Origin of the sequence: Breoghania sp. L-A4 (assembly GCF_003432385.1) — a bacterium.
Taxonomy (GTDB): Bacteria; Pseudomonadota; Alphaproteobacteria; order Rhizobiales; family Stappiaceae; genus Breoghania.
Window position 1 is genome coordinate 3,203,694 of sequence record NZ_CP031841.1, and the last position, 14,701, is coordinate 3,218,394.

The 14,701-nt window shown below is 63.7% G+C and carries 17 protein-coding genes and 1 pseudogene; 4 read left to right on the forward strand and 14 right to left on the reverse strand.

All coding sequences use genetic code 11. The features are described 5' to 3' along the window. Window positions 1–27: 27 nt before the first annotated feature. Both D1F64_RS14540 and D1F64_RS14545 read left to right on the forward strand, forming a co-directional pair. Window positions 28–213, forward strand: coding sequence for a hypothetical protein (locus tag D1F64_RS14540; protein ID WP_117413010.1), 186 nt, complete (start codon window positions 28–30; stop codon window positions 211–213). Between the two features lie 128 nt (window positions 214–341). Beyond that, window positions 342–731, forward strand: coding sequence for an SHOCT domain-containing protein (locus D1F64_RS14545; protein ID WP_205470484.1), 390 nt, complete (start codon window positions 342–344; stop codon window positions 729–731). A 79-nt stretch (window positions 732–810) separates the two neighbouring features. Here the strand turns inward: D1F64_RS14545 and D1F64_RS14550 are convergent, their stop codons facing one another. The 14 genes and pseudogenes from D1F64_RS14550 to D1F64_RS14615 form a co-directional block, all read right to left on the reverse strand. Then, a complete protein-coding gene (locus D1F64_RS14550; protein WP_162901576.1) occupies window positions 811–1,518 on the reverse strand; it encodes a sulfite exporter TauE/SafE family protein in 708 nt (235 codons plus the stop codon). An 88-nt stretch (window positions 1,519–1,606) separates the two neighbouring features. Continuing rightward, complete coding sequence (locus tag D1F64_RS14555) at window positions 1,607–2,596, reverse strand: RluA family pseudouridine synthase (protein ID WP_117413012.1); 990 nt, start codon at window positions 2,594–2,596, stop codon at window positions 1,607–1,609. Window positions 2,597–2,694: 98 nt separating this feature from the next. Then, on the reverse strand, window positions 2,695–3,186 hold the full coding sequence (gene msrB, locus D1F64_RS14560; RefSeq protein ID WP_117413013.1) for a peptide-methionine (R)-S-oxide reductase MsrB: 492 nt from the start codon (window positions 3,184–3,186) through the stop codon (window positions 2,695–2,697). Between the two features lie 155 nt (window positions 3,187–3,341). Then, on the reverse strand, window positions 3,342–3,911 hold the full coding sequence (locus D1F64_RS14565; protein WP_117413014.1) for a fasciclin domain-containing protein: 570 nt from the start codon (window positions 3,909–3,911) through the stop codon (window positions 3,342–3,344). Window positions 3,912–4,007: 96 nt separating this feature from the next. Beyond that, window positions 4,008–4,718: an anti-sigma factor gene (locus tag D1F64_RS14570; protein WP_248304473.1), complete on the reverse strand. Its 711-nt coding sequence runs from the start codon at window positions 4,716–4,718 to the stop codon at window positions 4,008–4,010. Next, window positions 4,715–5,253, reverse strand: a pseudogene (locus D1F64_RS14575) (sigma-70 family RNA polymerase sigma factor). The gene D1F64_RS14570 and the pseudogene D1F64_RS14575 overlap by 4 nt, the downstream one beginning before the upstream one ends. A gap of 94 nt (window positions 5,254–5,347) precedes the next feature. Further along, entirely contained in the window at window positions 5,348–5,743 is a 396-nt protein-coding gene (gene crcB, locus D1F64_RS14580; RefSeq protein ID WP_117414624.1) for a fluoride efflux transporter CrcB, read from the reverse strand. Between the two features lie 353 nt (window positions 5,744–6,096). Next, window positions 6,097–6,909, reverse strand: coding sequence for a sterol desaturase family protein (locus D1F64_RS14585; protein WP_117413016.1), 813 nt, complete (start codon window positions 6,907–6,909; stop codon window positions 6,097–6,099). Between the two features lie 37 nt (window positions 6,910–6,946). Then, window positions 6,947–7,753, reverse strand: coding sequence for a sterol desaturase family protein (locus D1F64_RS14590; RefSeq protein ID WP_205470486.1), 807 nt, complete (start codon window positions 7,751–7,753; stop codon window positions 6,947–6,949). Window positions 7,754–7,883: 130 nt separating this feature from the next. Beyond that, complete coding sequence (locus tag D1F64_RS14595; RefSeq protein ID WP_117413017.1) at window positions 7,884–8,690, reverse strand: sterol desaturase family protein; 807 nt, start codon at window positions 8,688–8,690, stop codon at window positions 7,884–7,886. A gap of 150 nt (window positions 8,691–8,840) precedes the next feature. Beyond that, on the reverse strand, window positions 8,841–9,275 hold the full coding sequence (locus tag D1F64_RS14600) for a 2OG-Fe dioxygenase family protein (RefSeq protein ID WP_162901578.1): 435 nt from the start codon (window positions 9,273–9,275) through the stop codon (window positions 8,841–8,843). Beyond that, on the reverse strand, window positions 9,257–9,622 hold the full coding sequence (locus D1F64_RS14605; protein WP_162901579.1) for a 2OG-Fe dioxygenase family protein: 366 nt from the start codon (window positions 9,620–9,622) through the stop codon (window positions 9,257–9,259). Before D1F64_RS14605 ends, D1F64_RS14600 begins: the two co-directional genes overlap by 19 nt. Before the next feature lie 294 nt (window positions 9,623–9,916). After that, the gene (locus D1F64_RS14610) at window positions 9,917–11,224 is read right to left on the reverse strand and encodes a replication-associated recombination protein A (RefSeq protein WP_117413020.1); all 1,308 of its coding nucleotides are present in this window, start codon (window positions 11,222–11,224) and stop codon (window positions 9,917–9,919) included. A 10-nt stretch (window positions 11,225–11,234) separates the two neighbouring features. Continuing rightward, complete coding sequence (locus D1F64_RS14615) at window positions 11,235–12,611, reverse strand: DegQ family serine endoprotease (protein WP_248304781.1); 1,377 nt, start codon at window positions 12,609–12,611, stop codon at window positions 11,235–11,237. Window positions 12,612–12,939: 328 nt separating this feature from the next. Here D1F64_RS14615 and D1F64_RS14620 point away from each other — a divergent pair, with 328 nt between their 5' ends. Together D1F64_RS14620 and yghU are read left to right on the forward strand one after the other, a co-directional pair. Then, complete coding sequence (locus D1F64_RS14620) at window positions 12,940–13,386, forward strand: hypothetical protein (protein ID WP_117413022.1); 447 nt, start codon at window positions 12,940–12,942, stop codon at window positions 13,384–13,386. A 303-nt stretch (window positions 13,387–13,689) separates the two neighbouring features. Further along, window positions 13,690–14,565 carry a glutathione-dependent disulfide-bond oxidoreductase gene (gene yghU, locus D1F64_RS14625; RefSeq protein ID WP_117413023.1) on the forward strand — a complete coding sequence of 292 codons (876 nt, stop codon included), beginning with the start codon at window positions 13,690–13,692 and terminating at the stop codon, window positions 14,563–14,565. The last annotated feature ends 136 nt before the right edge of the window (window positions 14,566–14,701 follow it).

Genomic DNA, 14,701 nt, shown 5'->3' on the forward strand with positions numbered 1-14,701 from the left:
AGGCACGCGCGCCCAACCGGCATCCACATGCAGCAAGAACCGGACCTGCTCTTGACCAAGATCATCATGGTCTTCTTCGCGCTTGTCGCGTGCATCCAGATCATCAAGCCGCTCGGCTGGCCTGGATTGAAGCACCGCCGCGATGCGTGGAAGCTGGCGCTGGCAGGCTTTCTGGTGATGGTCGCGCTGATCGCGGTCACGACGCTTCTCTAGCCGGCGCGTCTGACGCACTTGACCTGGCTCAATGAAGTTGAGCCGGCCGACGCGTAGAGTGGCCCTTGGTGGCGCAAACCGGATCGTATCATGGTGTGTCCGCCGCTCACGAGCACAAGGAAACTCCCATGGAAGCGACCGCCCACATCATATCCCCGCAGAAGCTGGTTCCCGCAGCCTTGGGCGCCTTGGCAGCCATGCCCGTTTTCATCGCGTCGACCCTGCCGGCCGCAGCGCAGACGGGTTACGCTCCCTACTACGGCCACGGCATGATGTGGCGCGACGGTCCTTACGGGGGATTTGGAATGTTTCTTGGCCCGCTCTTTTTCCTGTTGGTGCTGGCGGCTCTGGTTGTCGGCGTCATCGCCATCATCCGCTGGATGGACAAGGGCCGTCACACCCAGGACAGCGCGAAGCAAGGGCCACGAGCACTCGATCTGCTGAAGGAGCGCTATGCGCGCGGTGAAATCGATTCCGAGGAATTCGAGGAACGCAAGCGCATCATCCAGGCCGAGTAAGCACCTGTGCCGGACGATGGCCACCTGCCGCGCTCATCAGAGCGCGGCGGGCCATCGAATGCGCGCGGCCCGGCGCTTCTCAGAACAGCGCCTTGCGAATCAGATTGAGCCCCATCGCCAGGAAAATCAGCAGCACGGCGGTGCGGAAGCGGTTGTCGTTGAGACGCCGCCGCAGGATCTCGCCGAACGTGAACCCGAGCAGCGTCGGCACGATCATCATCAGCGAGATCAGCGCATTGGGGCCGGTCAGCAGGCCGGATTGCCAGAACCCGAGACACAGCGGCAGGCTGCCGAGGAAAATCAGCAGGCCTGAGGCGCGCACGAACTCGTCCTTGTCCACGCGACGGGCGATGAAATAGATCACCATCGGCGGCGCCCAGATCGCCGTGAACCCGCCCATGATGCCCGCCAGCACGCCCGCAATGATCTGCGCCAGCCGGTCGAAGCGATCCGGAATGACCGGCGGCGTGAACGCCAGGCTGGTGACCGCGAAGATCACGATCACTCCGCCCAGCACCGTGATCAGCGTGTCGGTGCTGATGGCGGCGGTGACAAACGTGCTCAGCCACAGCGCGACCATCGAGACGAGGGCAAAAATCCAGTAGCGCTTGAGCGTGGCGAGCATGCCGCCCGCGCGATACGCCTGCCAGGCGTTGCCGGTCATGATCGGGAACACCACCAGCGCGAGCGCCAGATGCGGATCGATGAACTGCGCCAGAATACCGACCGCGGCCGTGGGCAACCCTATGCCGACGGTGCCCTTGATCGTCCCCGCGAGGACGAACACCGCCGCAGCCAGAAAAATGAGAGTGTCGATGGGTCAGCCCCCGCGCGGCCCCGCTCACGATCGCGGATATCCGAAAATCAACCAGCAATCACTGCTGATCCTCGTCCTCGATCGGATCGTACTCGCTGGAATCGAAGCCGAGCAGGTTCCATGACTGCTGCATGTGCGGCGGCAGCGGCGCCGTCACGTCAAGCTTGCCGCCGCCGGGGTGCGGAATGACGATGCGCCGCGCCAGCAGGTGCAGCTTGTTCTGCATGCCGCCGGGAAACTCCCAGTTCTCGATGTTGAAATATTTCGGATCCCCGATGATCGGGCAGCCGATGTGTGCGGCGTGCAGGCGCAACTGATGCGTGCGCCCGGTCACCGGCTTGAAGGACACCCAGGACAGATTCTGTCCCGCATGGTCGACGACGGCATAATAGGTCACCGCGTGCTGGGCGTCGTCCTCACCGTGGCGCACGATGGCCATTTTCTCGTTGTCTTCGTCACGCGCCAGGAAGGTGGAGATCTTGCCCTGATGCGGCTTGGGGACGCCCTTGACCAGCGCCCAGTAGATCTTGCGGGCCGAGCGCGCGCGAAACGCCTTGGTCAGCGCCTGCGCGGACTTGCGTGTCTTGGCGACCACCAGGCAGCCCGCCGTGTCCTTGTCGATACGATGCACCAGGCGCGGCTTGTCGCCCGATTTGTCGCGATAGGTCTCGAGCATGCCGTCAATATGGCGCGTGGTGCCGGAGCCGCCCTGGACGGAGAGCCCGGCCGGCTTGTTGAGCACCATCAGGCTCTTGTCCTCGAACAGGATCATCCCCTCGATCGCCTCGCGATCGTCGGAACTGACCCGGCGCGGCGCCGCGTTTTCGGCGCGCACCGCATCGACGCCGATCGGCGGAATGCGCACCTTCTGCCCCTCGGCGACGCGCGCATCGGTCTTGACACGGCCGCCATCAACGCGCACCTGGCCGGTGCGCAGCAGCTTTTGTAGCTGGCCAAAGCCAAGACCCGGATAGTGGCTCTTGAACCAGCGGTCGAGGCGCATTCCGGCCTCGTCGGACGTGACGGTGCGGGTGTCGATGCCGCTCATGGATCTGTCGCTTTATTGGAGAACGTTTGCGCGCCTTATAACCGAGGAGCGCCGCAACGCCAATCACTCATCCCGATCCCGGCCAACAAGGCACGCCGTCACGCGGGCACGAAGGTCAGGGCCACACCGTTCAGGCAGTGACGCTTGCCGGTCGGCGGCGGGCCGTCGTTGAAGATGTGCCCCAGATGGCCGCCGCAGCGGCGGCAATGCACTTCCGTGCGCGGCAGCAGCAGGGAGAAGTCCTGCTTCGTCTCCACCGCATTCTCCAGAGGCGCGTAAAAGCTTGGCCAGCCGGTGCCGCTGTCGAATTTGGTTTCCGATGGATACAGCGGCAGATCGCAGCCGGCGCAGTGGAACACGCCGTCGCGTTTCTCATCGTTGAGCGGGCTGGTGAAGGGGCGCTCGGTTTCCTCCTTGCGCAGCACCGCATATTGCGCGTCGCTCAGCAGCGCGCGCCACTCGGCTTCGGTGTGGGTGACTTCGAAGCTACCGTCGCTCTTGGCCTCGACGCGGTAATACGCCGTGCCGCCTGCCGCGGCCAGCACCAGCAAGGCGCCGCCGCCAAGCAGAATAGTGCGTCTGGTGATCATCGATCATGTCCCGTATTCTGTGTGAAGCCGCTTGCCGACCCTGTGCCGGGCCGGAAAGCAACTCGCCCGCCCCCACATATAGCAGTGGATGCGGGCGAGAGTGGGGCCTGCGGCGAGCGATGGGGCCGGAGACACGCAGGACCCCGAGGTCCCGCTTACGACGCCGGCAGCAGAACCGTGTCGATCACGTGGATGACGCCGTTGGACTGCTCCACGTCGGCAATGGTGACGGTGGCGACGTTGCCCTTGCCGTCCTCGATCATGATCTTGCCGTCCTTGGTCATGGCGGTGAACTCGCAGCCACCAACCGTCTTGACCGGATGCGCGCCGCCATCGTCGGCAACCATCTTGTTGATGGCGCTCGACATGGCGTCAGCCGCAACGACGTGACAGGTCAGGATCTTGGTCAGCATGTCCTTGTTTTCAGGCTTCAGCAGCGTCTCGACGGTGCCCTCGGGCAGCGCCGCGAAAGCATCGTTGGTCGGCGCGAAGACCGTGAACGGGCCCTCGCCGCTCAGCGTATCGACGAGACCGGCGGCCTTCACGGCTGCGACCAGCGTCGTGTGGTCCTTGGAGTTCACGGCGTTCTCGACGATGTTCTTGCTCTCGTACATCGCGGCGCCGCCCACCATCGGGTTCTTGGCGAAGGCGGCTCCGGAGACGGCAAGCGTGCCGGCGAGAATGGCGGTGGTGATGAAATGCGTGCGGATCTTGTTCGTAATCATTGTGTTCAATCCTTTTCTCGGTTGGCCCTTTGGTTGGCCTGAACACAAGGAGTTACGGAAAGGCGTCGGGAATAGTTTCAGCGGTTCCCAAAAAAATTATAGATCACGCAAATCGCCCGCGGCGACCACCGGCCCCGTGGGCGCGCCGGTGGGTGAACCACCCAGCGGCTCGCTGCTGACGGCAAGAACCGCGCCGCTGTGAATCAACGGCTGATGGCCGGAGGCCACGCTCAAGGCCACCCGGGCGCCATGCGGCACAACGCCGAGCGACACCGGCGGGTTATCGCCCTCAATGACCCAAAGCTCAAAATCGTGGGCGTTCGCGCGTTCTCCGGCGACGTGGTTCAGCCGCAGCCGGGCGTTCTCCGCGTCATACAGGGCGACATAACGCACCGGGCTGTCAGCCGACTCCAGCGCCACGACCAGCGCGCCGGCCTGACCATCGGGCTCAAACGCATCAAACTGAATATAGCCGACCACCGCCAGCAGCATCACCGCGGCGACGGCCAGCGAGCGCCACAGCGCCAGCGAATTCCACAGACCGGCAAAGAAGCCTTGCGGCGCGGCATCGCGGCCGAACAATCGCTCCTCGATCCGCGCCAAAACGTGCGCCGGTGGCGCGACGGGTTCGTAGTTCTCGTTCAAATCGGTGAAGTGGTTCTGCCAGCGCGCGACGTCGGCGGCGAACTCGGGATCGGACTCGATGCGCGCCGCCGCCGCGTGGCGAGCCTCGGCCGGAAGCACGCCGAGCACATACTCGGCGGCCAGCACATCGCGCTCATCCTTGTGGTCGTCACGCACGCTCATCGTTCCAGACACTCTCTCAGGCGCAACAGGGCGCGCCGCAGCCACGTTCGCATCGTATTCAGCGGGACCTCGAACCTTGTGGCCAGGTCCTGATAGCTGGCCCCGTCAAGATACGCCGCCTGCACCGCGCTCGCACGGTCCGCCTCCAGTTCCCCCAGACAATCATCGATGCGGCGTCGTTCGCCGGACGCGATGGCCTCGCGCTCGGGTCCGGCTTCGGATCCGCGATATCAAAGGCTTCGTCGATGTCGTCGCTGACCGGCTGACGCGCCCGCGCCACGTCGATCGCCTGATAGCGCGCAACGGTGACCATCCAGGCGATCGGGCTTCCCTTGTCCCGATCGAACGACGCGGCCGAGCGCCAGATCTTCACATAGACCTCTTGCAGCGTCTCTTCCGCATCCGTCCGGTTGTTCAAGATACGAAGGCAAACGCCGAAAAGTTTCGCGCCAGTGCGCCGATAGAGCTCGGCAAAGGCCCGCCGATCGCGCAAGGCGACGCGCGACATCAGTTCGGAGAGGTCCGGAGAATCCATCGACTCGGTCAAATGCGCATCGTCCGTCTTGTCACTCTGCCGGCCATGATCGAAAAGATTTCCCCGCCGCTTGTCTCGTGTGCCGCGGATGGTATCACCACGCGGCGATGGAGCGCATCACCCATAATCCGGCGAACACCGCGCTCAGCGACAGCAGCACCGAGGCCAGCGCGTAGGCGCCCGCCAGCCCCAGATCGCCGCGCTCCCACATCACCGCGAAATCGAGCGAAAATGCGGAGAAGGTCGTGAAGCCGCCAAGCAGTCCGGTCGCCAGCAGATAGCGCACGTCCTGCGCCGCCCCGCCCAGAAGATCCGAGTAGCGCGCGAGCCAGGCGATAAACAGGCCCATGACGAAGGAACCGGCGACGTTCACCGTGACCGTGCCCCAGGGAAAGCCCGGGCCGATCAGCCGCAGCGTCGCGAGCGAGACCAGATGGCGCAGGCCCGCGCCGACGCCGCCGCCCAGCGCGACAAGAAGCAAATGTTTCATGATGTCATGGATCTTGCTGTTCCGCCGCGCCCCATCTCCCGCCGCGCATGCCGATGGAGGCAGCATGGCACCACAAGAGATTGCTAGAGCGTTTCCTTGTCAAATGGAACCATTCTGCGGCGATGAATTTTGTCGAGGATCAAGAGGATTGGCGAAGGGCATATCGCGGATATGGCCGAGACGGGCCTCGCCGATAATCGGGAAAATTCATCCCGCCCAAAGGGTTGGTCGAAACCGGCCGTCCGCCGCGTCAACGGCCTCCGCCGTAGCATGGGCTACGCCGTTCGCCCGTTTCCTCGCGGATCGAACCGGTTTGGACCAACAGAATTGATCCCATTTAACAAGGAAACGCTCTAGGGCCGCGTGTCCGCGTCCGCCTCGACGCCCGTTGCCCCACTGACGCCCCGCTTGCCGCCGCCAAGCGTCTCGAATTTCTTCACCGTCGTATCATATTTCGGATCGATCGTGCCCATCAGCCGATCCCAGAACGAGAAAAAATTCGCGTAGTTGGTGCGAAAATGCGCGTGATGCTGGTCGTGGAACGTCACGCAGACCATCGGCGAGGGCATACGGCTCATCGGCGAGGCCCAGAATTCGAAGCCGGAATGGCCGATGGTGCCGTTGAAATGATCCCACAACCGGTGCGCCACCAGCACCACGGCCGGGATCGGCACGAAAAACAGCACCCACAGATAATAGCTCTGCATCACGAAGGCATCGACGAGGTCGTCGTTGTAGGTGCTCCACACAGTGGGGGCCACGGAGCGGTGATGCTCGGCGTGAAAGCGGTACATCAGCTTGGTGTGCATGAAGCGATGCGCCCAGTAGAACCATGCGTCATAGGCGATGAGCGAAAACACCGCCATCAGCGGCACCGACCACCACGACAGCTCAAGCGGCGCCACGAAAGTCCAGCCCCGCGCCTGGGCGAACAGCCCGAAGGCCAGGCAAAAGGCCGTGACGGTGAGCGACAGCACGCTCTGGCGGATCTCGCCTCGCATGCGCTTTTCGCCGCGCCGATGCTGCTGGATGCGCCGCTCCGGATGACGGTTCTGGATCTGCACCAGAACCCAGCCGGTGGCGAAATACAGAAACACGTTCACGCCGTAGACGGCCGCGTAATACGGCAGGAAGGCGAGCAGCAGGTCGGCCGCTTCAGACATCATCTCAACCACGTCCCTGTCCGCTGCATGCTGTCACGCCTCACGCCCGCCCCTCGCCGGCCGCCTTGTCGGCCGAGCCGGCGATGTCCGTCTCGCCATCGCGCCCCTGCTCCCAATCCGCAACCATCGCGTCGTAGCGCGGGTCCACGGTGCCCATCAGCCGGTCCCAGAGCGAGAAGAAGTTGCCGTAATTGTAGCGGAAGCCGGAATGATGCAGGTCATGAAACGAGGTGCAGATGAACGGCGATGGCCAGCGCGCCGATTTCGACGCGAAATACTCAAACCCCGAGTGGCCGATCATGCCCGAGACCTGGTCGAACAGCCGGTGCGCGAAGAGCGCCACCGCCGGGATCGGCAGCACGAACCAGACCACGAGATAATAGCCGTGCTCGATCAGCGTATCGACGGTCGTGGAACTGTCGTTGCTCCATACCGTCGGCGCCACGGACTTGTGATGCGGCGCATGGAATCGATACATCGCGGGCAGATGCAACAGCCGGTGTCCCCAATAGAACCAGCCATCGTGCAGCACCACCGACAGTGCGAACATCAGGGAAACGGACCACCAGCTGGTCTCCAGCGGCGCGATCGTCCAGCCACGGCTTTGCGCGAAATATCCCGCCGAGAGCAACAGCGAGGAAACGCCAAGCGCGGACACCGACGAGCGGATTTCCACCCACATGCGCTTGCCGCCGTCGCGGCCCTTCTGGATCTTGCGCTCGGGATGACGGGCATTGAGCGCGCTCAACGACACACCGGTCAAAAAATACACCGCAAGCATCGCGCCGTAGACGGCCACGAAAACCAGACAATAGTCTCCCACAAGGGTCAGCCAATCGGCCGGCATTGCGCACTCCCGTCCATCACACATGTTTTGCAGCCGATGCGCCAATCTTCACGCAACGCACGCGCCCACCACACCAAATCCCGTGGAAGTCCGATGACGCAACGCGCACGACGTCGCACCTCGCAGCGGATCAGGACAGGGTCGACGATTGCTGCCTGTCCGGTTCCGCTGGAAACGGCGTGGCGCTGCGCTGTTCCATATCAACCACCAGAGTGTCGTAGCCCGGATGCACCGTGCCCATCAACCGGTCCCAGATCGAAAACGTATTGCCAAAATTGCAGCGAAAGTTTGAGTGATGCTGATCATGGAACGACGTGCACAGCAACGGCCATGGCTTTCGCGCGCTGCGCGAGGCGGCATATTCATGGCCGCAATGGCTGATCATCCCGGTGATCTGGTCATACAGCTTGTGCGCGATCAGAACCTCCGGCGGGACCGGCAGAAGCAGCGGCAGGATGAGGAAATAGCCCTGCTCCACCGTCGCGCCCACAAGCGAGTCGGAATTGTTGCTCCACGTGGTCGGTGTCAGGGAGCGATGATGCAACGCGTGGAAGCGAAACAGGGCCCTGGTGTGCATCGCCCGGTGGCCCCAATAAAACCACGTGTCGTAGGCCACCGCCGAAACCAGCATCCAGCCCACAAACGACAAAACCGTTAGTGGCTGCGGCGCGAACAGCACCCAGCCGAGGTGCTGCGCATACAGCCCGGCGGCGACGTAGAAGGAAATCAGGGCCAGCGCCACAACGCTCTGCCTGATTTCAGCGGCCACACGGCTTGATCGCGTGCGCTCCTGAATGCGGCGGTGGGCCATGCGGCGATTGAGCAGCACCAGCGCGCCGCCGAGACCGAAATAGATCGCCAGCAAGACCGCGTAGACACTTGCCCAAAACAGGCAAAACGCCACCCCCCCCTGCCCGAAGATCGTCAAATCCGGCATCGCCACGCCCTACCCCGTAAACCCGGCGCACCTGCGCCCGATCCAACGCGCGATCGCCGCGCACGGTAGTGGCAATACTATCAAGGCCTGCCTGCATTGCAGCAATTTTGTCGGCACGGCGAAAATTTGTCGCGGGCGGGCGCGCCCGGCTCAGCGCGGAGCTTCACGCATCGGCGTCAGATCAATGAGGATCGTGTTGCGATAGCCGCTGGTGCAGCCCTCGCTCAGGCTGACGGGTTCAACCCCATGGCTGACGTCGGCATCACGCAAGCCAAAGCCCTGCAGCGGCCGCTCGAGACAGAACCGCTGAAGCGTCATCTCCCTGGGTACGCTGGCCGGATCAAGGCCGATCGCGTCGTTGCTCGCCACCACGTTCCAGCCCGCATCCACATTGTGACGCTCTACCAGATGCACGTACCCGTAGGTCTCGCCGTCCTGATGCATCACACGCGGCGTTACCGCGGCGACAGGCTTTTCGGTGCAGACTTTTTGGGAAACCAGGTGCACACCGACAGCGACCGGCCGGTTGTACTCCGCCGCCGGCCATTCCGCCCGCGAGGTGGCGTTCAGGATGATCGCCCGCAAGGCCGCATTGTGCTTGATGTTCTGGGGATGGTGGCGAAATAGCGCACGCGCCCCGGATGCTCGGCATTGTGATCACCCTGGAAAAACTCCGTCACCGCCTTGCCGGTTGCTCCGATGTGGTCCGGCAGCCACTCAAAGACCGCCTTCCAGGGAGAATAAAGTCCTCTGGCAAGACGGCGATACCGGCCAGCGTCCTCGTTGTAGGGATCGACGGGCAAATCGGCAAAGCAGGCTTTCAATCGTTCAAAATCTTCACTCGCGGAAAGAGCGTCGATCATCGGCTCCAGGTCGAACCGCACGTATCCATCGCGCCACGCAGATGCAGCCATTTCGCGTTGATCTCGCACGGACGCCTCCATTGGAAAAGTATATTCAAGATATTGAAGTTGGAACTCTGAACACGGCAGTTTCATCGCGACGAAACGCCTTTCATCATTTACCGATACGAAGAACTGAACAAAAAATATGTTCGTAAACGACCTATTTGGTATTTTTACGGTATAATGGAAAATTGCGTGGAGACTAGGACCCAGTATTGGGAAATTTATACATCATTACGCAAGGTAAAGTATCGTGCGGTGCCGCACGTCTACCCCGAGAATGCTTGGTAGAAAGCTCAAAACCGGCAGAGCGGCGCCATATCAGAGCCCGCGTTCGCGCCTGAGCTTCTGCCAGTATTCGAGTCGCTTGCCAATGTCGCGCTCGAACCCGCGCGCCACAGGCCGGTAGAAACTCTGCCGGCCCAGCGCATCGGGGAAATAATTCTGACCCGAGAAGGCATCCGGCGCATCATGGTCATAGGCGTAGCCGTCGCCATAGCCTTCCGACTTCATCAGCTTGGTCGGCGCATTGAGAATGTGCTTGGGCGGCGGCAGCGAGCCGTGCTGCTTGGCCGCGCGCATCGCCGCCTTGTAGGCCACATAAACCGCGTTGGACTTGGGCGCCGTGGCCAGATAGACGCAGGCCTGCGCCAGGCCCAGCTCGCCCTCCGGCGTGCCGAGCAACCGGTACTGCTCCACGGCGGCATTGGCGATGACCAGCGCCTGCGGATCAGCCAGCCCGATGTCCTCGGTGGCCATGCGCACCAGACGGCGGCCGACGAACAGCGCATCCTCGCCCGCGTCCAGCATACGGCACATGTAATAGAGCGCCGCATCCGGGTCCGACCCGCGCACCGACTTGTGCAGGGCGGAAATCAGATTGTAATGGCCGTCCTGGCCCTTGTCGTAGATCGGCGCGCGGCGCTGCACGATGTCCTGCAGCCGCTTGGCGTCAAACACCTCGCCTTCGTTCGCGGCCCGCCACACGTCCTCGGCCAGCGTCAGCGAGGAGCGCCCATCGCCGTCCGCCATGCGGATCAGCGTTTCGCGCGCCTCCTCGTCGAGCGGCAGCGGCCTGCCCTCCATCTCCTCCGCGCGCGTCAGCAGCCGGGCGACGGCGGCATCATCCAGCGGCCGGAAGGTCATCACATGCGCCCGCGACAGAAGCGCGGCGTTGAGCTCGAACGACGGATTCTCCGTGGTCGCCCCCACCAGCGTCACCGTGCCGTCCTCCATGACGGGCAGAAAACTGTCCTGCTGGGCGCGGTTGAAGCGGTGAATCTCGTCGACGAACAACAGCGTTCCGCGGCCCGACAGCCGCCGCACCCGGGCGCTCTCGAACACCTTCTTCAGATCCGCGACGCCGGAGAAAATCGCCGAGATCTGCTCAAAACCGAGATCCGTGGCGTCCGCCAGCAGCCGCGCCACGGTGGTCTTGCCGGTGCCCGGCGGCCCCCAGAAGATGAGCGAGCCGAGCGAGCCCGAGCCCAGCATCCGCGTCAGCGCGCCGTCGGGGCCGACGATGTGGTCCTGTCCGACGACCTCCTCCAGCCGCGCGGGCCGCAGCCGGTCGGCGAGCGGACGCGGCGCGTCGGCGTGGAGTTGAGGGGTGGCAAACAAATCGCTCATGACAACCCGCTCAGCCGCGCAAGGTGAAGCGGATGGCGCGTCCGTCGCGCAGCAGCTCAAGCTGCCACAGCCGCTCGTCGAGACGCGAGATGCGCTCAAGCTCGCGCGTCGAGGCGATGACGTCGTTGTTGACCGCCCGCACTACGTCGCCGACCTGCAGGCCGACACGATTTGCGGTGGAGCCCGGCGTCACGCCGGTGATGACCACGCCGGTGAGATCCGTGTCCATCCCCAGTTCCTCGGAGACGGCGGGCGACAGGTTGGAGACAGTGGCGCCGGCAAAGGGCGAGTAGCCGCCGATGGTGCGCGTTTCGCGCGGCACCGTCTCCGGGGCGGCCATCAGATCAACCCGCGTCTCCAATTGACGCCCGCCACGCAGAATCGTGAAGGTCGCCTGGTTGCCGATTCCCTTGGTGGCGAAGCGATAGCCGAAGGCGTTGGGATCATCCACGTCGACACCGTCGACAGCCAGGATCACGTCGCCGCGCCGCAGCCGCGCGCGCGCCGCCGGACTGTTCCCCAGAACGCTCGTCACCAGCACGCCGCGCGGCCGGTCCATGCCCATGGTCTCGGCGATATCCGCCGTGATGGCCTGCAACTGCGCGCCCAGCCAGGGCCGCTTCACGATTCCGCCGTTTTGCGCTGAATCCGCGATGAGCCGCACCATATTGGCGGGAATCGCGAATCCGATGCCGTTGGAGCCGCCCGAGCGCGAATAAATCGCGGAGTTGATGCCGACAAGGTTGCCGCGCATATCGACCAGCGCGCCGCCGGAATTGCCCGGGTTGATGGCGGCGTCCGTCTGGATGAAGAACTGATAGTCGGTGACGCCCACATGGGTGCGCGCCAGCGCCGAGACGATGCCCTGGGTCACGGTCTGGCCGACGCCGAACGGGTTGCCGATCGCCAGCACGATATCGCCAACCTCAAGACTGTCGGAATCGGCGAACGACAGGAACGGAAAGTCGCCGTTGTCGCCGCGAATCTTCAGAACGGCCAGATCCGTGCGCTCGTCCTTCAGGATAATATCGCAATCGAACTCGCGCCGGTCCGACAACGCCACCCGCACCGCGTCCGCATCCTTGATGACGTGATGATTGGTGACGATGATGCCTTCAGACGAAATGATCACACCGGAGCCGAGCGACTGCTGGATGCGCTGCCGCGGCGCCGGCGCCGCCCCGCGCGGATCGCCGAAGAAGCGGCGAAAGAACGGATCGTCGAAAAACGGCGAAATGCTCTGGCGCTGGGTCACCTGCCGGCTGGCATAGACATTGACCACCGCCGGCCCGACCCGTTTGACCACCGGCGCGAATGACAGTTGGATTTCCGCCGTGCTGGTGGGAACAGCCGTCTGCTGCGCGAGCACCGCCCCCGGAATGAGCATGCCAATGACCACCAGAACAAAACTCACGCATCTCGCCATATCGTCAACCGTCCTTCAGTCCTGATCCGCGTACGCCGTGTGGGACGCGCTCAGGACGCGCCCGCGATGCGGACGGAATCACCGTGCAGTCAGAGCGAGGTCCCTGAATGCACTAATACCAATCGATCTCAAAACGCCAACGCAGCCATGATTCCCGCGAAGCGCCGGCATGTCGCGACTTTTCTCGACCCACTATTCGCTTAAAATAGGGCAGCGGCGCCGATCCGTTGTCGCATGAGGTTGGATCCCGCCCCGTTCCATTCGCTGCCCGCATCAGGAGAAGCAGCCCATGATTTTTCGACCCGCGATCGCGGCGCTGTCAACCGTGGCCCTCACTGCAATTGCCCTGACGGCGCCGCAGGATGCCCAGGCGCGATCCAATGCCGCACGGTATCTCATCAACCAGCAGATCGCCGAAGGCTGCGAGGGCGGCCAGGGAACCTTCGAGGATGCCGGTGTGATCGAGCAGGACATCACCGGCGATGGGCGTCCCGACCTGATTTTGGACCATGGTGGACTGTCGTGCACGGGCGGCATGATGACGCGCAGCCTGTTTTGCGGCGCGCGCGCCTGTTCGGTGCTGATCTACGTCCGCGAAGGCGACCTTCTCGTGCTCAAGGAAGAAACCCTGAGCATCGGGGCGGCGCTTGGCCGGGGAACCCCTCCGGTGATCGAGCTTATGTCGCACAGCTTCCAGGAGCGTCGGATTTCCTGGGACGGCCGCCGGTTCCGCTAGACGGGTCAGCGACGCCACCGGGATTTCGGCACCCCCTGGTCGGTCCGCACTGCTGTTCCTCCGCAACGGAGAAAACGGCGCCGTAATGGGCCGCTCCAGCGCCGTGCCGGATCACGAGCGTGTCGTGGCGGTCTCACTCCCGGGGCTCTCCGACATTGTGCGCCTCGCGCGCTCGTGAGCACGACAGCCCTTGTCAGACGCTCGCCGAGTGCGCACTTTCCAAAAGACTGATCCATCCCGCGCGGCGGCCGCCAGCCGGCGCCCCGCTCAATTCACCCCGAGAACTGCCCGGAGCAATTCAACATGGCCGACTCACACGACTACACGCCGCCGAAGGTGTGGACCTGGGACAAGGAAAGCGGCGGCAAGTTCGCGTCGATCAACCGGCCGATCGCCGGCGCCACGCATGAAAAGGACATGCCCGTCGGCAAGCACCCGTTCCAGCTCTACTCGCTGGCGACGCCGAACGGCCAGAAGGTCACCATCATGCTGGAGGAGCTTCTGGCGGCCGGCCACACGGGCGCTGAATACGACGCCTGGCTGATCAGGATCGGCGACGGCGACCAGTTCGCAAGCGGCTTCGTGGACATCAATCCCAACTCGAAGATCCCGGCGCTGATGGACCGCAGCGGCCCTGAGCCGATCCGGGTGTTCGAGTCCGGCGCCATCCTGATGCATCTGGCGGAAAAGTTCGGCACCTTCCTGCCCACCGATGCGGCGCCGCGCGCGGAATGCCTGTCGTGGCTGTTCTGGCAGATGGGTTCGGCCCCCTACCTCGGCGGCGGTTTCGGCCACTTCTATGCCTATGCGCCTGAGAAGTTCGAATACCCGATCGACCGCTTCGCCATGGAGGTCAAGCGCCAGCTCGACGTGCTCGACCGTCAGCTCGCCGAGAACACCTATGTCGCCGGCGACGACTACACCATCGCCGATATCGCGATCTTCCCGTGGTACGGCGGGCTCGTCAAAGGCTGGCTCTACGACGCGGCCGAATTCCTGGATGTGCAGAGCTACACCAATGTCCAGCGCTGGGCCGACGCGATTCTCGAGCGTCCGGCCGTCAGACGCGGCCGCATCGTCAACCGCACCAGCGGCGATCCCGCCAGCCAGTTGCACGAACGCCACGACGCCAGCGACTTCGAAACAAGAACGCAGGACAAGCTCGCCGCTGCCGAGTAGCACCCGCGACGAAAAAGGGCGGCCCCTGTGGAGCCGCCCTGAGCTTGATGACAAAGCTCATACCCCTCGATCGTCATCCTCGGCCCTGTGCCGAGGATCCATGTTTTCAATGACTTATGGATGGTCGGGACAAGCC